Raw genomic sequence first — 17,859 nt, forward strand, 5'->3', positions numbered from 1 at the left:
ACTTCTGAAAAACAAAGTCGTATTTGACGGTCGAAATATCTATGATGCAGAATATCTGAAAGAAGAAGGGTTTGTACATTATGGAATTGGGATGGTTCATGGAAATAAAGTAAAATAATTAATTAAAAATTATATATGAGCCAGGAAAATAACGAATGGTCTGAAATAATTTCATCCAAACATACACTTTTGTCTTTAAATTTAGGTGAAGTTTGGCGATATAAGGATTTAGTTTATATGCTTGTCCGCAGAGATTTTGTTACCACATTTAAACAAACTGTTTTAGGACCGGTCTGGTTTTTTGTAAATCCTATCTTAACGACTATCATGTTTGTTATAATATTTGGACGTGTTGCAAAATTATCAACTGACGGGGCACCTATGATTCCATTTTACCTTGCTGGTGTCATAATGTGGAATTATTTTCAAACTTGTTTAACCTCTACATCAAATGTTTTCAAAGGAAATGCTTCCGTTTTTGGAAAAGTTTACTTCCCTAGATTAGTTATGCCTTTATCGATTGTAATTTCAAATTTAATGCGTTTTGGTGTACAGTACTTATTGTTTTTGGGCGTTATAATTTTCTATGTAATTCAAGGAAGCATAGAGCCAAATGCATGGATTTTGATGACACCGTTTTTAATTGTGCTTATGGCAGCATTTGCGTTGGGAGCCGGAATGATTTTTTCATCTTTGACAACTAAATATAAAGATTTCAGTATGTTACTAGGTTTTGGAATTCAATTATACATGTATGCAACACCCGTTGTAATTCCCGTATCATCATTTTCGGAAAAATACAGATGGATATTAGAGATAAATCCTTTGACAGGCGTTTTTGAATGCTTTAAATATGGTTATTTGGGAACAGGAGATTTTACCATAAATATGCTGATATATTCGACTTTTGTCATATTTTTAATCCTCTCATTAGGAGCAATTATATTCAACAAAGTTGAAAAATCTTTTATGGATACCGTTTAAACCTAATTTGTTATGTCAAAAAATATAGTATTAGATATAGAAAATGTTTCCAAACAGTATCGTTTAGGAGAAATCGGAACGGGAACTCTGACTCATGATTTGAATCGATGGTGGTATTCCCTGAGAGGAAAGGAAGATCCATATTTAAAAATTGGTGAATCAAATGACCGTACCAAAACAGGCAATTCGGATTACGTCTGGGCATTGAAAGATATTAATTTTCAAATTGAACAAGGAAAAGCGGTAGGAATTATCGGCAGGAACGGAGCCGGAAAGTCCACCTTATTGAAACTTCTTTCTCGCGTTACAAAACCTACGACCGGAACCATAAAATATAAAGGAAGAATTGCCTCACTCCTTGAAGTAGGAACAGGATTTCATCCTGAAATGACTGGTAAAGAAAATATTTATCTAAATGGAGCTATTTTAGGGATGACTCGAAAAGAAATCACTCGAAAATTTGATGAAATAGTAGATTTTGCAGGTGTAGAAAGATACATAGGTACTCCTGTAAAACGCTATTCATCAGGTATGTACGTTCGGCTGGCATTTGCAGTAGCAGCACATTTAGAATCAGAAATTCTAATTGTTGACGAAGTTTTAGCAGTTGGGGACGCGGAATTCCAAAAGAAATGTTTAGGGAAGATGGGTGATGTAACTCAGGATGAGGGAAGAACGATTTTGTTTGTGAGCCACAATATGGCGAGTGTCAAGACACTTTGTACAGATGGCATTTTAATGGAAAATGGACAAATTTCTTTTAGAGGTGATGTGGATAACGCAGTTTTGAGATATCTGGGTGCAAATAAATCAAATGATAGCAATCATTTTAAATTTAATCAAATCCAAAATGAAGTATTCAAATTGGAAGAAATAATATTGAAAAACCCATCAAAATCTAGCGATGAACCTTTAGATGAAAATGAAGAAATAGAAATGATAACAAATTTTAATTTAAGATCTGAACCCTCCCGTTATCATATCACTTATCATTTAATTAATGATTATGGAGAAGCATTATTTTCATTTGGAAGCTCAGATGTTGACTTGAGAGTTGGTGAAAATTCTCTGACTTGTAAGTTTCCAAAGAAATTCTTTCAGTCAGGAAATTATTATTTAAGTTTTTTTCTGGTTCAAGACAAAAAACAGGCAGTGTTGATAGAAAAGGATTTGGTTTCCTTCACAGTAGTTGATGGGATGAGAGATGTAGGAATTTATATGGGACGTGAACCTGGTTTTATTCGCCCTCAGTTTAATTGGACTAATACTCAAATCAAATGATTCTAGTTACCCAACCTTTCTTACCTCCTGAAGAAGAATATCTAAAATACATACAAGGTATTTGGAAAAGAAACTGGCTTACCAATATGGGACCACTTGCCAGTCAACTTGAAATGGAGCTCAAAGAGCATCTAAATGTCAATAATTTATTATTTGTGACCAATGGGACAGTTGCCATACAGATGGCTATCAAAGCATTGGAACTGTCCGGTGAAATTATTACCACACCTTTTTCGTTTGTAGCTACCACTAGTTCCATTGTGTGGGAAGGGTGTACGCCCGTTTTTGTTGATATCGATTTGAAATCTTTGAATATCGATGCACAAAAGATAGAAGCTGCAATTACCGAAAAAACCTCAGCAATACTGGCCACACATGTTTACGGAAATCCCTGTGATGTGGAAAAAATAGAAAAAATTGCAAAAAAACATAATCTCAAAGTTATCTATGATGCAGCACACGCATTTGGTGTTGAAATAAACGGAAAATCAATTTTCGAATATGGTGATGTATCAACTTGTTCTCTTCATGCAACAAAATTATATCATTCAGTAGAGGGAGGGTTGATTGTTACCTCAAATTCGGAATTATTGAAAAAAATGGCATCTATACGAAATTTCGGGATTTCAGGATTTGATTCCTTCTCAGAATTAGGATTGAATGGTAAAAACTCGGAATTCCATGCAGCCATGGGACTTGTTAATTTAAAATACATTAATCAAATTCATGAAAAAAGAAAAACACTTGCTGATCTCTATGACAAAAAATTAAAGAATTTAAGGGCAGTTAAACCTGTCTGGCATAATAAATCTCAACAAAACTATGCTTATTATCCCTTAGTTTTGGAAAACGAAGAATTACTTTTGAAAATAAAAGGAGATTTAGACAAGCAGGAAATTTTTACAAGGAGATACTTTTATCCAAGTTTAGCTTCAGCACTTCCGTATCTTCCTAAATTGGAACTTGATTTTACAGACGATATTTCCAAAAGAGTACTGTGTCTTCCATTGTATTATGACTTGACTCTGGAAGAAGTAGAATTGATTTCAAGAATAATTATAGGAATTCAAAATAATTAGCATGAAAATAGCAATAATGCAACCTTATTTCATGCCTTATATAGGTTATTTTCAACTAATAAACGCGGTAGATAAGTTCATTATTTATGATGATGTAAATTATATAAAACAAGGTTGGATCAATAGAAACAACATATTGCTTAACAATAAAAGCCACCTGTTTTCTGTTCCATTAAAAGATGCAAGCTCTTTTAAAAAAATTAATGAAATTGAAATTAATGAAATTTTATTTCCAAAATGGAAAGACAAATTTTTTAAAACACTCGAAGTTTATAAAAAAGCACCATTTTATGAATCTGTAAGATGTATTTTGGAGAAAATTCTGATTTCGGATCAAGGGAAAATCAGTGATTTGATTTATTATAGTTTGGTTGAAATTACTAAATATATAGGCATTCAAACTATAATTGAAAAATCATCATACATTTATAAAAATTCAGAATTGCAAAGAGCAGAAAGACTTATAGATATTTGTAAAACTGAAAAAGCCAATATTTATATCAATCCTTTAGGTGGTCAGGAATTGTATGATAAAAAATATTTTTCTGATTATGATATTGAACTTTATTTCATAAAAACAAAGGCTATTCAATATCCACAGTTCGGTGATAATTTTGTGCCTTGGTTATCAATTATCGATGTGATGATGTTTAATACACCTGAACAAATAAATGAAATGTTGAATCGTTTTGAATTAATTTAACCAAAAATGGAAACCAAAGCAATAGGAGGATATTTTGAACTGGAGATTCCTTTTGGGAAACCCTTGCATGGTGGTGGAAATTGTATTGAATTAAATTCAGGTCGTAACTGTTTGGAATATATATTGAGGGTTAAAAAATATACTAAAATATACATTCCGTTCTATACTTGTGATGCTGTGCTGGAACCTATTAACAAGCTTGATATTTCTTTTGAATTTTATGATATTGACAATAATCTGGAACCGATCTTTAATTATAATTTAATAAAAGATTCAGAAGTTTTTTTATACACTAATTACTTCGGAATCAAAGATGATTTCATCAAAAATAAAATACAAACAATTTCAGGGAATTTAGTGATTGATAATGCCCAGGCATTTTTTTCAAAACCAATAGAAAATGTTGACACTTTTTATTCTCCGCGAAAATTTGTAGGTGTTTCTGACGGAGGAATTCTTTACAGCAATAAAAGACTTCAGGGAAATTTTAAAAAAGATGAAAGCCATTCGAGAATGAGCCATCTATTAAAAAGAATCGATTTATCGGCAGAAAATGGATATAGCGATTTTGGAGAAAATGAAGCATCTTTAGAACATCAGCCCATAAAGCAGATGTCAAACTTAACCAAAAGAATTTTATCGGGAATTGATTACGAAAAAATCAAAGAACAAAGAAGATCAAATTTTGAATTGCTTCATCAACATCTAAAAACAGAAAACCTTCTAAAATTAGAACTTGATATGGATTCTGTACCTTTGGTTTATCCCTTTCGTACAAAAAATGCAGATATTAAAAATAAACTGCATTCAGATAAAATTTACTGTGCCACTTATTGGCCCAATGTCGCAGAATGGTGCAATGAAGACACAAATTCCTATTCTTTAGCTCGAGAAATAGTTGCATTGCCTATAGATCAGAGATATTGTAAAGAAGAAATGAATAAAATTTTATATAAAATAAATAATTAAAAATATGAACATTCTTGGAAAAAATGTTACGCTCAGAGCAATTGAAAAGGAAGATTTACCATTATTGCACAAATGGGCAAATGACCCTGAAATTTGGGCAATGTTAGGAGGTTGGCACTTTCCTAGTAATTTAGATTATATGGATAAATGGTTTGCAAATTTAGGAGCAAGCCCAAACAAGCAGAATTTTGCCATCGACACAGAAGAGCATGGTTTAATCGGAACTGTTAATCTTGTTGATATTGATTGGAAAAACAACAACGCATTTACTGGCCTACAGCTTGGCGACAAAGACATCAGAGGTAAAGGTTATGGTATAGACACATTCATGGCTATTCAGCGATATGCTTTTGAAGAACTCCATCTAAATCGTCTTGATGGAACTGTTATTGAATATAATGAACCAGGATTAGGTTTCATAACAAAACATTGTGGCTGGAAAGAGGAAGGGAGACAACGTGGGTGGTATTATAGAAAAAATCAATACTGGGATCGTATCATAGTTGGGATAACTCGTGAGGATTATTTTGAACTTATTAAAAAGAATAATTATTGGGATGAATAATTATCTATTGACAGACAAGACCAAAGAAATTCCTATGGTTTCTGTTGCAATGCTTACTTACGGTCATGAGAATTACATCAAAAAAGCAATCGATAGCGTATTGATGCAGCAAACTTCATTTCTCGTGCATTTGGTCATTGCAGATGACTTTTCTCCAGATAACACCCGGCAAATTATTCAGGAATACCAACGGAAATTTCCAGATAAAATAAAACTTATTTTACAAAATAAAAATATTGGTGCCCAGGAAAATAATAAAGATTTATTTGCAAACCTCACCGGGAAATATATAGCAGCATTAGAAGGTGATGATTACTGGACAGATCCGCTAAAGCTCCAAAAACAAGTAACTTTTTTAGAAGAAAATGAAGATTACAGTATTCATAGTGCTTTGGCAAAAACTTCTCATGGTGATATTATTGGAAATAAAATAAAGAATACTTTTACAATTGACGATTTTTTTACCAATAATCATTTAATAACCTGTACCGTCCTTTTTCGCAATACAAAAATAAACAGTGAATGGTTTAAAGACGTTTTTTTTGGTGATTGGATGCTGTATCTCAATATACTTTTTTTCCATAAAAATACTAAGGCATACTGTGATAATCATGTTTATGCATTTTACAGAATTCATGAGAATGGAGCAATGCAAACCATCAATTCAAAATTAAAAACTCACCAAGCACATTTAAATCATATTTTAAAAATTAAAAAAATATTTAAACCTAAATACAGCCACCAAGATATTGAAACAATCAAACGACACTCTATCTCATTATTTGAACACAGTATAATTCATAAAAATTATTCTGATAGCTTTAAAATAGTAACTCAAAATCTGGGTTTGACACCAAAGTTTTCAAATCTAAAAAAGTTTTTGTCTATATTATGGTATAGAAAACATTTGAAAAAATAATATTTCTCCTTTTATCATTATTAATCTAACAATCTTTTGTTTGAAAAAAAACATGAATCATGAAAGAAAAAGTCTGGCAAATAATAGAAAAAATAATAGAAAAGGCAGCTTTAAGAAAAAAAAAGAATGATTGGAATTTTTTAGTTTCAAAACCTAACGTAAATATACATGACTCGTTTAATTCATTTTACAATAACAATATTTTTTTACTGGATGATTCAGCAAAAATCACAATCAAAGAAGGAGTCAACACTAGAAAATATTGTGAATTTTTAGTCTGGAATGAGGCAGAATTAATCATTTCAAAAAATGTTTTTTTTAATAATTCATGCTCCATCAATTGCTTAGAGAAAATAGAAATTGGAGAAGATACTCTTTTTGGAGAAAATGTAAAATTATATGACCACAACCACCTAATCTCTAAAACAGAAAAAATATCAATATCTAAAGACCAATTCAGTACAGCTCCGATAAAAATTGGAAAAAACTGCTGGATTGCCAGCAATGTTACCATATTAAAAGGAGTTACGATTGGTAACAACGTAGTGATAGGTGCAGGCTGCTTAATTCATAAATCAATTCCGTCCAATACGATTGTAAAAAATATTCAAAATCTGCAATTGGAAACTAATAAATAAGATATGGAAAAGAAAAAAATTCTCTTTATTAGTCATGAAGCAAGTCTCTCGGGCGCCCCTATTTTATTATTGAGTATTCTTAAGAAATTTAAATCCAGTGCTTTTTTTGATTTCGATATTCTTGTTTTAAAAAATGGACCATTGTACAAAGATTTTTCTGTGCTTACAGAAAATATTTATTTAGAAAATAATAAAAACGTACATGAGAATTTTATAAAGAGAAATTTAAACAGAATTGAAACAAAAATTTATGGTAAGAAATATACTCTAAATCAAAGGCAGGATTTGGTGAAAAAAATATCTGCAAACCATTACGATTTAGTTTACGGTAATACAATAGCCTCACTTGAAATCTTAACAGAATTTAAAAAATACAATATACCTACTGCGATTACAATTCACGAACTAAGTTTCTCATTGGAAAGTATTATGCCTAAAGAGTTGATTGTACAAAAAATCAAACAAATCAATTATATAGTCTGCGGGTCTAAAGCCGTTGGTGATAATCTTGTAGAAAATTATGAAGTTCCTGAAAATAAAATATCCATTATACATGCTTTTGTACAAGAGCAAATTACAATAAATCAAGAGAAATTCTATTTAAAGCAAAAGCATGAAATAAATGAATCTGAATTTGTAATCGGAATTGCAAGTGCCCAAGAATTAAGAAAGGGAACTGATTTAGTACCAGCATTAGTAAAAAAAATACTTCAAAAAGAACCGTTATTAAAATTCAAATTCGTAAATCTTGGCGGCTCGGAAAATAACCAAATGGTGAGATGTTCAAAATTAGATGCAAAAAAACTAGGTGTGGAAGATTACATCATTTACATTGAACAAAACCAGTATCCTAACGATTATATTAATTTGTTTGATATTTTTTTGCTTCTTTCCAGAGAAGATCCTTTTCCCTTAGTGATGCTTTCGGCTGCAAAATTATGTAAGCCGATTATTGCATTTGAAAAAAGTGGTGGTGCAGAAGAATTTTTAGATGATCAATCAGGTATTTTAGTGCCTTATTTAGACCTTGATATTTTAGCAGAAAAAATCATATCTCTTTTACAATATCCGGAACAGATGAAACAGTTAGGGGACAAAATAAAATCAAAACTAACAGAAATGTATTCTGAGGAAATCCTTATACATAAAAACATAGCCTTCTTACAAAAAATCCTATCCGATAAATCATAGAAAATATGCTTTCCTTAATCATCTCATCTCATAAACCCGATTATTTTGCTGCAGCAGAAAAAAACATTGCAGAAACCTGTGGCATTCCTTACGAAATCATCCAAATCAAAAATCCTGGTTTAATGGGCATTTGCGAAGCATACAACAAAGGAGCAGAGCAAGCAAAATATGAAAATCTATTATTTATTCACGAAGATTTATTATTTGAAACTCAAGATTGGGGTAACATATTGGTTGATTATCTGAAAGATGAAAACCTTGGCTGCATAGGAGTAGCAGGTGCCAACTATATCCCCCATGTACCAACCTCATGGTGGGTTGTAAAGGGATATGCAGCTAGCCATATTGCGCATTTTAACAATGAGACTCAAAAACGATATGATTATACATTTAAGGGAAATGAAAAAGGGCTTTTCGATGTAAAGTTTATAGATGGGGTTTTTATAGGTTGCCGAAAAGATGTGTGGCAAAAAAATAAATTTGATGAAAGATTAAAAGATTTCCATGCTTATGATATTTCATTCTCATTAAAGATCAACACATCTCTTCAAAATTTTATTACAAATAAAATATCAATCGTGCATTTTTCTCCCGGAACACTTTCGAAAGAATGGCTCAATCAGTTAATATATAACAGAGAACTAAATGCAGAATATTTTTCGCAAAAAATTATAGACAGAAATACAGAATTTGAAGCTTATTTCAACTTTGTAGAATTTTTAAGACAGAAAAGATTTAGTAAAAAAGAAAGACTTACATTTCTCTTAAAATATTTCAATCTTTCCAAATTGGGTGTTATTGGCAGCTTTAAAGCTCTGAGATTTATTTATTGGATTTACAAGTATTAAGAATGAAATCAGTACTATTCATCTATCGCAACCAAAATCTTGCCCAAGCATTTGTAAAACATTTCCGCTTAAATAATTACAATGTATATGAATTTTATGACGAACCTATTTCTTATTTTAAATTTAATTTATTTCAAAAAATTGAAAATTTAGTTTACAAAAAAGTATTCAAAGATAATAAGCACCTCCATGAAATTAATGAAAGAAATTTTATAAATCATACCAACCGTTCACTTAAAAAACTAAAAAGACTCAATCTAAAATTCGATTATTGCTTTGTAATCCGGGGAGATTTAATTCCTGAAAATGCTCTAAAATATGCCCAAGACATCAGTGGTAAAATGGTTGATTATCAGTTAGACGGCATTAAGGTTTCACAGAAGATATTAGACTATTATTATTTATTTGATAAAGTTTTTGTTTTTGATGAATCAGATGTAGCAAATTATCCTGAGTATAATTTTACAGCGATTACGAATTGTTATTTTGAAGATAAAATTCAGGAAGAAAAAATAATAGATTTCTACTATACAGGTGCTTATTTACCAGATAGATTTGAGAATTTAAAAGAAATAATCAATTACTCAGGCACAGAATTCAATTATAAAATATTATTAGGAGCTTTCAGAAACATGGAATCACCGAAAGAGATAGAAATAATAACTGAACCCATAACCTATGAGGAAAACTTACAATATGCTAAGCGAGCAAAAATACTATTAGATTTCAAACGGGAAGAACATGATGGTCTATCATTAAGATTTTTTGAAGCAATGAACTATAATTGCAAAGTAATTACAAATAATCATTCGGTTAAAAATTATGACTTCTATAACCCTGATAATATTTTCATTACCGATTTTATTAATTTTGATGGACTAGAAGAATTCATCAAAAAACGTTATCAGTCAATTCCTTCCGATATAAAATCTAAATATGAATTCAAGTCTTGGATATCAAATATTTTAGAAGATGCTTAAAAGGCAGGTTTTTTAAAATAAAGTTTCAGTAAAAATACATCAAAGATTAATAACAGGCAAAACGGCTGTAAGTTAAGGCTTTACAGCCGTTTTATGATTTTTTGGTAATGAGGTAAAAAGCAGTAAAAAGCGAGGTTTGGCAAAAGTAAGGTTACTAAAACGTTACTTTTAAACATTAGAAACAATCGTTTTAAAACACTGTATTTCAGCTTTCTGCATAGTTTTTCATATTGTTCCGTAGCTCACATAGGTTTAATTTTATCATTAAGAATTGTGAGTATGGAAACGACAAAAAAATCAACATTTAAGGTATTGTTCTACCTTAAAAAGAACGCCCCAAAGAAAAACGGAAAAGTTACGGTTATGTGCAGGATTACCGTAAACGGCAAACAGTCTGCATTCAGTACCAAGCTGGATATTTCCGCAACAAATTGGGATTTGAAGTACGGCAGGGTTTTAGGTAAAAGCCGAGAAGCTCAAGACACAAACAGCAAACTTGACAAAATTCGTTCGGGTATTGAGGAATGCTATTCCAAAATTCTGAAGAACGAGGGGTTTGTAAACAGTGCTAAACTTAAAAATGCCTTTCTTGGAATGGAAAGCGGAGAACTGACCTTTTTCAAATTCTATGAACAGTTCTTGTCCGACTACGAGAAAAAGGTTAATAGCGGACTTCGGGTAAATGGCACACGCAGTAAATACAAAATACTTTTAAAACATCTTAGAAATTTTGCACTTACAAAATACGGCTATTCCGATGTGTCCTTTAACGACCTTACACCTGATTTTGTTCAGGATTTTGATTACTACCTGCGTGACGACCAAAGTTTAACACACAACACCATTTGGCTGTATATGATTGGATTTACTACGCTTTGCCGATTGGCAATGAGCAGAAAGCATCTTGCTTTTAATCCGTTCAGCGAATACAAGAATGCCAAAAAGGATAAAGACCGTGGTTATCTATTGCGTAATGAATTGGAACAGCTCGTAACGTTCAACTGCGATAAAAAGAAAGACGAATTAGTTAAAGACCTGTTTGTTTTCAGTTGCTTTACAGGTCTTTCCTATTCAGATATGAAAGGACTTAAAAACAGCAATATCCAAGATTTTTTTGACGGTAACAGGTGGATTATTGTGCGAAGAAAGAAAACAGCTACATCATCAAACGTGATGCTCTTGGATATTCCAAAAATGATTATTGAAAAATATGCAGGATTGTCAAAGGACGGAAAGGTATTTCCTGTACCATCAAATACGATTTGTAATGACAGCTTAAAGAGAATATCTCAACTGATTGACTGCCTTGTAGAAAAGAAAGTAACCTTTCATTTAGCACGTCATACGTTTGCTACGCTATTTTTAAGCGAGGGTGTTCCGTTGGAGAGTTTGAGCAAAATGTTAGGGCATAAGAATATTGCTACCACTCAGATTTATGCAAAAATTCTCAACGAAAAAGTTGGTAAGGATATGCAAAAGGTATCACATAAATTCAAGGGTATGGAGGAGTCCTTTGTTGCAAACTTATAGATTGTTCATAAAAAACCAGCTTAGTCCATTATTTCAAACAATGGACTGAGTTTTTAAATTTAAACAGTAATTCCCTGTCAAGTTACAGACTTTCTATGTTTATAACCTATTCTATCCTCTGAGAATGTTTTCTAGTATTACAAATAAGCTTTTAGAATGACATTCTAAAAGCTTATTTCGTACATTATTTATCTATCTTTGCAAGAATTAAAATCAGTATATTGTAGTAATTATTTATATGGATAATAGACATTTGTATTTAACATTAATTGGAAAAAGATTGGCTTATCTCAAAACAGAGGTAGAGCTTTTTAATTCTCTCAATTTAACAGATATTAATGTTTATGCAGAAAATTTTTATAGAGATTTTTTCAATTTATTAGGTTATGAATTCGATAATACGAATTTCATAGAAAACAATTTTGCCCATATTGACTTACTTGACACCAAAAATAAATTAGCTATCCAAGTAACGTCTCAAAACGACAACAAGAAAATAAAAGAGGCTATTGACGGATTTTTCAAAGACTCTTCTCGCAAGGATTATAAATTGAAAATATTATTAATAGCTAAGAATGCTAAAGATTACAGAACAAAATTTGGTAATAACTTCAATCATAAAGAAGATGTCCTTGATATAAAGAAAATTTTAGCAGAAATAAACAACATTACGGACTTAGTTAAGCTTAAAAGCATCGCAGATTTTCTTAATGAACAAATTTTACAAGAAAGGAAGAAGACAGAATCCAATGAAGTAGAAACGATAATGGCTTTGATAGAATATCTAAGCAAAGATGATAACCGTAGTATATCTGAGAAACCGGAAAATGTAGACCCGCAATTTAAAATCTATAAGAGATTTTCAGAACATAGCGTTTTTTTGATAAATTTATACACAGAACTTTGTACAGTTTATCAGCAACCATTGATTGAAGCTAAACGAGTAATCGATGGAGTTAAAGCAATTAAAATATCGAGTTATTTAAAAGATGAAAGTGACAAGATTTTAACAGTTGAAAGTAATAATCCTCAGGTAGCATTAGAAAAGTTAGTTGAGTTATTTTATGGCAAACTTTCCGAAAACGGAATTAAATTCGATAAAATTGCTATAAAGTTTTATTTGTTAGACGAATTAATCAATTGTAATGTTTTTCCCAATAATTAAGAATGTTAGTATCTAAAGACGAAAATATAAAAACATCATCTGTATATGTTGCTTCTTTGATTTTGAAAAATATTCAACGTCAAAAAGTAGATAAGATTTCTATTTTTGAGTTATCTAAAGACCTTAAAAAGTATAATATCACACGTTACAGGCATATGTTCTTTGGGCTTGCATTTTTATATTCATCCGGAATAATTGATTTTAAAGAACCCTTTATTTATGTCAGAAAGCAGAAATGATTAAGATTAACAGACTATACAGCGAACCGCAGATATTCGAACCCATTTCTTTTGAATATGGGATAAATATCATTATGGGAGAAGAGGCAGAAAGCACCAATAAAAAGATTGGTGTAGGTAAGTCTATTTGTATAGAGTTCATAAACTTTTGTCTGCTTAAGAGAATACCAGATAGTAGATTAAATTTGATTCCTAAGAAATATTCTGATATAACTGAAAGTCAAATTAAATTAGACGTAGACTTTAATGATAAAAAAATCACTATCTCTCGTTCAATAAAAAATCAAGAAGAAATATTCATTTTTGTTAATGGAGAAGAAAAGATTTTTAATAGATTAGATGATGCCTCAGATTATTTAGGCACTTTATATTTTGAACTCTTCCCAGCCAATTTAAAACGATTAAGTTTTAGAAATTTATTACAACCCATTATCAGAGATGAAAGGTCAGAATTTAAAGACTTAATTCAATCCCACGATACAAAAAAAAGAATACCTTCTGATTGTGGGCCTCACCTTTTTTATTTGAATTTGGGTCTTGAAAAATATTCAGAGATTAAAACATTGAATGATGAGTTGCAAAAAAGAAAAGTGTACTTCACTGAAATAAAAAAATTAGTAACTCAAAATAATGAACTCAAAATTCAGGATGCCAAAGCTCATTTAAATGAGTTGGAAAGTGAAGTTTTAAAAGTCAATAAATCTATTGAAGGGTTGAAAAATAATGAATCCTTTGAATTACTTCAGGAAGATTTAGTTAGATTGGAAAATAAACTGTCAGAACTTAGAATACGTCAACAAGCCATCAAATACGAGATTAAGCAAATTGATTCTTTGCCAAAGCCTGAAAATATTAATGAAAATGAAATTTCTATAATATTTAATCAGTTCAAACAAGGATTAGGCGATTTAGTAGAAAAATCTTTGGATGACCTAAAGGAGTTTAAAAATAAAATAGATGGCTTTAGAAGTTCTATTGTAAATGATCGATTAACTGCTTTAAAAAAAGAACTTAACCAACTAAATGAAGTAGTTAGAAAATTAGACAATGATTATTCTCAAAAAATTAGTCTTATAGATAAAGGAGAAGTTTTAAGGGATTTGAAAACTTCAATAAAAATCTTCAATGACAAAAACAGCGAACTAAGTAACCTTCGTTCCTTGATTGAAAGATATGATACTGCTGAAAGAGATAAAAAGCTATTGGAAGCAGAAAAAACAGTTCTAATTTCTGATTTTGACGAAGAACTATATCAAAAAGCTAAAATAATTAAGAGTTTTAGAGAAACAATTTTAGAGATTCACGAAAAAATAATGGGTAACAGGGAGGCTCATTTCGATATCAAGACAACAAAAAATAAAAGTGTTGTTGAATTTGTTATGAGAACTGATGATGATGGTAGTCATTCTACTGAAAGAATGAAAGTTTTCATCTATGACATTTCATTAATGCTTAATGAATATACAAAACAATATCATCCCGGTTTTTTAATCCACGATAATATTTTCGAGGATGATGATTCTATTGAAAAAAGTTTAAATTTTCTTTATGGCTACAATGAAAAGAGTCCTAATGAATTTCAATATATCGTTACGTTGAATAGTGACTTGATAGAATTAGCTTCTCAAAATGGTAAACTTTCATTTAATGTTAGTGATGTAAAAAGAGCATCATTTACAAAAGAAAATAGATTTTTGGGCTTAAAGTATAATGAAACCAAGTAACGAAGTTCATAGACTACTGTTGGTAGTTATCTTCCAATACTTTTACAATATCGCTTTCACGAAACAAGATTTTCCGTTCGAGCTTGATAAAAGGTATCAGTCCGTCATCCCTGTACTGTTGCAATGTCCGTTTACTGATGTGTAACATCTCGCAAACCTGTTCGCCTGACAGATAGATTTCCCCTTTTAGTAATGGGTGGAAATATTCTCTGATATATAACAGTTCATTTTTGATGCCTACCACAGCTTCGAGCAAGGCAAGCATATCTTCGTTTGAATTTCCAATCTGTTTCATTTCTTTTGCTTCTTTAATGGTCGCTCTCCCTGCATAAGTAATTCCACTTCGGATAATCTGAAATACGTCTTCCGATTGATTTGCGTTGCCCCAAGAATACCTTTTGCCCTGTATGTCTGCAAAGTTCTTTTGCTGATGTTCAGCAGTTGGCAGGCTTCCTGTTGGTCGAGCCATTTTGTTGCCTGTTGCAATGCTTTGTAGGGTGCAGTCATTTCCGCTATCAAATTGGAAACTTCCTTAACTTCCCTATGCATTGATTTTAAAATCTGAATGTCTAAAACTGTTATTTCCATATCTGCATCATTTAAACCTCTAAAATAAAAGCTATTTACATAGGTCATTCTAATGTTGCATCCAATGGCGGTATTTGGCGCACAGATGCCAAATACTGTATTACAATCCCAATTTTGGTTTATTGTTTTTCGGACGAGCCTGTTGTGGTTTGATTGCATTGTCAGTCTTCAAGGCAGGCTTTTTGTTTTTCTGTACAGTCTGATTTTTTTCATCGTTTTTAAAATCTGAACGCATAACTGTTTTTGTCGTACCAATTAAACTTTCAGGCTGGACAGATTGCTCTGACTGTTCAGCACGTTTACCGCCAAATAGCCTGTTCCAATTTATTAAGCCTTTTGCTTCCCTGAACTGGCGTTTGAAATTAGCGATGAAATTAGAAATCGGGTCGCTCTGCTTATCAACTTGTATCAAAGGACTATGTTCTTTTTTTCTGATTTGTTCTTTCTCTTTCTGCTCTTTGTCAGGTATTACTTTTTGTGCCATAGGTTCAAAATTTCAGCCCAATATAGAACACAAGGGAATGTATTGTTTTCAATTGGCATTATGTGGCAGTATTTGGCTTATGTTGGCACAATATGAATAGAAAGTAATCCTCAAAACACTTTAAATTTTCCTTGCAAAGCCTTCATACATTTAAAGAGTTTTGTACGGATAAAGGAAAGCATACAAAAAACACCTATCCTTAGCCCTTACGTGTTTTTTGTACCCTTTCTTTGATTGGAATTGATTAAAAAACAATAAAAAAGGTAGCAAAGATAAGGCGGACAGCCACCGCACCACCCAACCAAAAGACTACGGCATAATGGCAGGGCAAATATGGTGGCTTCGCCGAGTGGTTGTGTTTGCCCTGCCACCCTTCGGGACTTATTCCGTTTCCTTTTGGTTTTTTCGCCTGTCCGCCTTGTTAAAATGGCTTTCTTTTTTTTCTGTTTTTTTCTTTTGAAAAGTAATTTTAAGAGGGAGCAACGCATCGCACCTGACAAAACACCATAATCAAAACAGCGGTTTGTGTTTCTCGTTATAGATTTCGCTAATCAATTCCCCGAACTCCTGAAAATGGTATTCGATAATGTTATCCAGATACGCATAAATAGTCAGCTTGTCCATACCCATAATGTTGGTAAGTCTGTTAAATGTTTCGTGGTGTTCCTGCCGTACATAGACCGATTTGCCTTTGCTTGCATTCCTTTTAGGGATTTTAAAGAACTCTACGCAATAATCCTCTTTCGTCAGCTTCTTTGGTTTTGAAACGGTTCTTTTGGTATTGCCTGCAATCGGTTTTGTATCTTCTGTTTCTACAGATTTTTCGCCTGTTTCGATGGCATTAAGGCCATCGCTATGCGGTAAAGTGTTCTGCTCTTGTTCAGGTTCTTTCTTTTCATCAGTTAGGAAATTTTCAATAGAAAAATTCTCTGTTTCGGGTTGCTGATTTTTGTTTTCTTCGTGTATCATATCTCTCAACTTTAATGTTATATCCAATTAGCTGTTTGGTTGGTTAAGTAGTCAGCTGTATGTACTGTTGCACCTATGTAACAACCTATCTACCTATGTACCTGCATACCCTTAATTAGCTGTTTCGCTAACTGAAAAATATGCAATTAGCCATCAACTACGTACGTTGATTTGTTATCAGTCACCCTCATTTGCAATCAAGATGTATGCTGATTGGTTACATCGTTAACGATATAGGTAACCAGCTAGCTAACCATATACAAAGGAAATAAAAGCAGACCTAATCTGACTTAAGGTGGCATTCAGTGGCATCATTTGGCTTGAATTGTCGTGGTTGTAAATAGCTGTTATTCAAATAGTCTTACCGAAATTTGTAATGGAAGCTATGGGTTTTCCCCTCTAACTCCAATCCGTTTGCAAAACGGATTTTTCTGAACCCTTGTTCAGAGCAAGTTATCTCTTGAGGTCCTCGAAATGAATTTCGGCACCTCAAAAGCACTTGCCCTTGCAGGGGGCTGGAAACGGCTCCGAAGTCGCACGTTTATTAAAAATTAAAAATGGATTTATTATGGAAGAGAATAACAGAAAACAGGTTAAAAAGACAGGAAGAAAACCGAAGATTGACCCTGCGGTCAATCGGTATTCCATTAACCTGAATGATGAAGATAACGCCAGGTTCCTTGCCCTCTTTGACCACTCGGGAATGAAAGTAACGGCACATTTTATTACAGCCTGCATCTTTCAAAAGACGGTAAAGACCGTAAAAATTGATATGGATGCAGTAGCATACCACGCAGGTTTGACCAAATTTTTCGGACAGTTTCGGGGAATAGCTACCAATTACAATCAGATTGTAAAGCTGTTAAACGCTAATTTTTCGGATAAAAAAGCATCTGCATACCTCTACAAATTGGAAAAACAGACAGCAGAAATGAAAGAACTATTGCTAAAAGTTGTTAACCTAACCACAGAATTTGAAAAGAAATATCTAAATAAAGAGTGA

Annotated in this window: 20 protein-coding genes; 16 read left to right on the forward strand and 4 right to left on the reverse strand. The window is 32.0% G+C overall.

Features of this window, described 5'->3' with window-relative positions; genetic code table 11:
* The first annotated feature begins 135 nt into the window (after positions 1-135).
* The 15 genes from B8977_RS02895 (at position 136) to B8977_RS02965 (ending at position 14,815) form a co-directional block, all read left to right on the forward strand.
* Positions 136-984: an ABC transporter permease gene (locus tag B8977_RS02895; protein ID WP_084015989.1), complete on the forward strand. Its 849-nt coding sequence runs from the start codon at positions 136-138 to the stop codon at positions 982-984.
* Positions 985-996: 12 nt separating this feature from the next.
* Positions 997-2,265: an ABC transporter ATP-binding protein gene (locus B8977_RS02900; protein ID WP_084015991.1), complete on the forward strand. Its 1,269-nt coding sequence runs from the start codon at positions 997-999 to the stop codon at positions 2,263-2,265.
* Positions 2,262-3,344 (forward strand): DegT/DnrJ/EryC1/StrS family aminotransferase, encoded by a 1,083-nt coding sequence (locus tag B8977_RS02905; protein WP_084015992.1) that lies wholly within the window; start codon positions 2,262-2,264, stop codon positions 3,342-3,344. Before B8977_RS02900 ends, B8977_RS02905 begins: the two co-directional genes overlap by 4 nt.
* A gap of 1 nt (position 3,345) precedes the next feature.
* Complete coding sequence (locus tag B8977_RS02910; RefSeq protein ID WP_084015994.1) at positions 3,346-4,047, forward strand: WbqC family protein; 702 nt, start codon at positions 3,346-3,348, stop codon at positions 4,045-4,047.
* A 6-nt stretch (positions 4,048-4,053) separates the two neighbouring features.
* Positions 4,054-5,016: a hypothetical protein gene (locus B8977_RS02915; protein WP_084015996.1), complete on the forward strand. Its 963-nt coding sequence runs from the start codon at positions 4,054-4,056 to the stop codon at positions 5,014-5,016.
* Between the two features lie 4 nt (positions 5,017-5,020).
* Positions 5,021-5,581 (forward strand): GNAT family N-acetyltransferase, encoded by a 561-nt coding sequence (locus B8977_RS02920; RefSeq protein WP_084015998.1) that lies wholly within the window; start codon positions 5,021-5,023, stop codon positions 5,579-5,581.
* Entirely contained in the window at positions 5,574-6,500 is a 927-nt protein-coding gene (locus B8977_RS02925) for a glycosyltransferase family 2 protein (protein ID WP_084016000.1), read from the forward strand. The genes B8977_RS02920 and B8977_RS02925 overlap by 8 nt, the downstream gene beginning before the upstream one ends.
* A 59-nt stretch (positions 6,501-6,559) precedes the next feature.
* Positions 6,560-7,138 (forward strand): acyltransferase, encoded by a 579-nt coding sequence (locus B8977_RS02930; RefSeq protein ID WP_084016002.1) that lies wholly within the window; start codon positions 6,560-6,562, stop codon positions 7,136-7,138.
* 3 nt (positions 7,139-7,141) lie between these two features.
* Positions 7,142-8,329, forward strand: a complete 1,188-nt coding sequence (locus B8977_RS02935) for a glycosyltransferase family 4 protein (RefSeq protein ID WP_084016004.1) — start codon at positions 7,142-7,144, stop codon at positions 8,327-8,329.
* Positions 8,330-8,334: 5 nt separating this feature from the next.
* Positions 8,335-9,177, forward strand: a complete 843-nt coding sequence (locus B8977_RS02940) for a glycosyltransferase (RefSeq protein ID WP_084016006.1) — start codon at positions 8,335-8,337, stop codon at positions 9,175-9,177.
* Positions 9,159-10,157: a WaaS/CpsH family glycosyltransferase gene (locus tag B8977_RS02945; protein WP_143736290.1), complete on the forward strand. Its 999-nt coding sequence runs from the start codon at positions 9,159-9,161 to the stop codon at positions 10,155-10,157. Before B8977_RS02940 ends, B8977_RS02945 begins: the two co-directional genes overlap by 19 nt.
* A gap of 279 nt (positions 10,158-10,436) precedes the next feature.
* On the forward strand, positions 10,437-11,687 hold the full coding sequence (locus tag B8977_RS02950) for a site-specific integrase (RefSeq protein ID WP_084016010.1): 1,251 nt from the start codon (positions 10,437-10,439) through the stop codon (positions 11,685-11,687).
* Between the two features lie 238 nt (positions 11,688-11,925).
* Positions 11,926-12,852 (forward strand): SMEK domain-containing protein, encoded by a 927-nt coding sequence (locus B8977_RS02955; RefSeq protein WP_084016012.1) that lies wholly within the window; start codon positions 11,926-11,928, stop codon positions 12,850-12,852.
* A 2-nt stretch (positions 12,853-12,854) separates the two neighbouring features.
* Complete coding sequence (locus B8977_RS02960) at positions 12,855-13,091, forward strand: hypothetical protein (RefSeq protein WP_076506217.1); 237 nt, start codon at positions 12,855-12,857, stop codon at positions 13,089-13,091.
* Complete coding sequence (locus B8977_RS02965; protein WP_084016014.1) at positions 13,088-14,815, forward strand: DUF2326 domain-containing protein; 1,728 nt, start codon at positions 13,088-13,090, stop codon at positions 14,813-14,815. The genes B8977_RS02960 and B8977_RS02965 overlap by 4 nt, the downstream gene beginning before the upstream one ends.
* A gap of 13 nt (positions 14,816-14,828) precedes the next feature.
* On the opposite strand, the gene B8977_RS15250 is transcribed toward B8977_RS02965, so the two are convergent.
* The 4 genes from B8977_RS15250 to B8977_RS02985 all read right to left on the reverse strand — a co-directional run bounded on the left by B8977_RS15250 (position 14,829) and on the right by B8977_RS02985 (position 16,856).
* Positions 14,829-15,110, reverse strand: a complete 282-nt coding sequence (locus B8977_RS15250) for a helix-turn-helix domain-containing protein (RefSeq protein WP_084016016.1) — start codon at positions 15,108-15,110, stop codon at positions 14,829-14,831.
* On the reverse strand, positions 15,107-15,562 hold the full coding sequence (locus tag B8977_RS15280) for a helix-turn-helix domain-containing protein (RefSeq protein ID WP_317043179.1): 456 nt from the start codon (positions 15,560-15,562) through the stop codon (positions 15,107-15,109). The genes B8977_RS15250 and B8977_RS15280 overlap by 4 nt, the downstream gene beginning before the upstream one ends.
* A complete protein-coding gene (locus tag B8977_RS02980) occupies positions 15,504-15,887 on the reverse strand; it encodes a hypothetical protein (protein ID WP_084016018.1) in 384 nt (127 codons plus the stop codon). Before B8977_RS02980 ends, B8977_RS15280 begins: the two co-directional genes overlap by 59 nt.
* Before the next feature lie 510 nt (positions 15,888-16,397).
* Positions 16,398-16,856, reverse strand: a complete 459-nt coding sequence (locus tag B8977_RS02985) for a DUF3408 domain-containing protein (RefSeq protein WP_084016020.1) — start codon at positions 16,854-16,856, stop codon at positions 16,398-16,400.
* A 568-nt stretch (positions 16,857-17,424) separates the two neighbouring features.
* Here B8977_RS02985 and mobA point away from each other — a divergent pair.
* Positions 17,425-17,859, forward strand: a complete 435-nt coding sequence (gene mobA, locus B8977_RS02990; RefSeq protein WP_084016580.1) for a conjugal transfer protein MobA — start codon at positions 17,425-17,427, stop codon at positions 17,857-17,859.

The sequence above is a fragment of the Moheibacter sediminis genome, from assembly GCF_900176425.1.
Classification (GTDB): domain Bacteria; phylum Bacteroidota; class Bacteroidia; order Flavobacteriales; family Weeksellaceae; genus Moheibacter; species Moheibacter sediminis.

Coding starts and splice junctions, on each gene's coding strand:
- B8977_RS02900 (WP_084015991.1), top strand. CDS start 997: ATGTCAAAAAATATAGTATTAGATATAGAAAATGTTTCCAAACAGTAT.
- B8977_RS02930 (WP_084016002.1), top strand. CDS start 6,560: ATGAAAGAAAAAGTCTGGCAAATAATAGAAAAAATAATAGAAAAGGCA.
- B8977_RS02950 (WP_084016010.1), top strand. CDS start 10,437: ATGGAAACGACAAAAAAATCAACATTTAAGGTATTGTTCTACCTTAAA.
- B8977_RS02895 (WP_084015989.1), top strand. CDS start 136: ATGAGCCAGGAAAATAACGAATGGTCTGAAATAATTTCATCCAAACAT.
- B8977_RS02985 (WP_084016020.1), bottom strand. CDS start 16,856: ATGATACACGAAGAAAACAAAAATCAGCAACCCGAAACAGAGAATTTT.
- B8977_RS02905 (WP_084015992.1), top strand. CDS start 2,262: ATGATTCTAGTTACCCAACCTTTCTTACCTCCTGAAGAAGAATATCTA.
- B8977_RS02960 (WP_076506217.1), top strand. CDS start 12,855: ATGTTAGTATCTAAAGACGAAAATATAAAAACATCATCTGTATATGTT.
- B8977_RS02915 (WP_084015996.1), top strand. CDS start 4,054: ATGGAAACCAAAGCAATAGGAGGATATTTTGAACTGGAGATTCCTTTT.
- B8977_RS02925 (WP_084016000.1), top strand. CDS start 5,574: ATGAATAATTATCTATTGACAGACAAGACCAAAGAAATTCCTATGGTT.
- B8977_RS02965 (WP_084016014.1), top strand. CDS start 13,088: ATGATTAAGATTAACAGACTATACAGCGAACCGCAGATATTCGAACCC.
- B8977_RS02910 (WP_084015994.1), top strand. CDS start 3,346: ATGAAAATAGCAATAATGCAACCTTATTTCATGCCTTATATAGGTTAT.
- B8977_RS15280 (WP_317043179.1), bottom strand. CDS start 15,562: ATGCAATCAAACCACAACAGGCTCGTCCGAAAAACAATAAACCAAAAT.
- B8977_RS02940 (WP_084016006.1), top strand. CDS start 8,335: ATGCTTTCCTTAATCATCTCATCTCATAAACCCGATTATTTTGCTGCA.
- mobA (WP_084016580.1), top strand. CDS start 17,425: ATGGAAGAGAATAACAGAAAACAGGTTAAAAAGACAGGAAGAAAACCG.
- B8977_RS02955 (WP_084016012.1), top strand. CDS start 11,926: ATGGATAATAGACATTTGTATTTAACATTAATTGGAAAAAGATTGGCT.
- B8977_RS02920 (WP_084015998.1), top strand. CDS start 5,021: ATGAACATTCTTGGAAAAAATGTTACGCTCAGAGCAATTGAAAAGGAA.
- B8977_RS02935 (WP_084016004.1), top strand. CDS start 7,142: ATGGAAAAGAAAAAAATTCTCTTTATTAGTCATGAAGCAAGTCTCTCG.
- B8977_RS15250 (WP_084016016.1), bottom strand. CDS start 15,110: ATGAAACAGATTGGAAATTCAAACGAAGATATGCTTGCCTTGCTCGAA.
- B8977_RS02980 (WP_084016018.1), bottom strand. CDS start 15,887: ATGGCACAAAAAGTAATACCTGACAAAGAGCAGAAAGAGAAAGAACAA.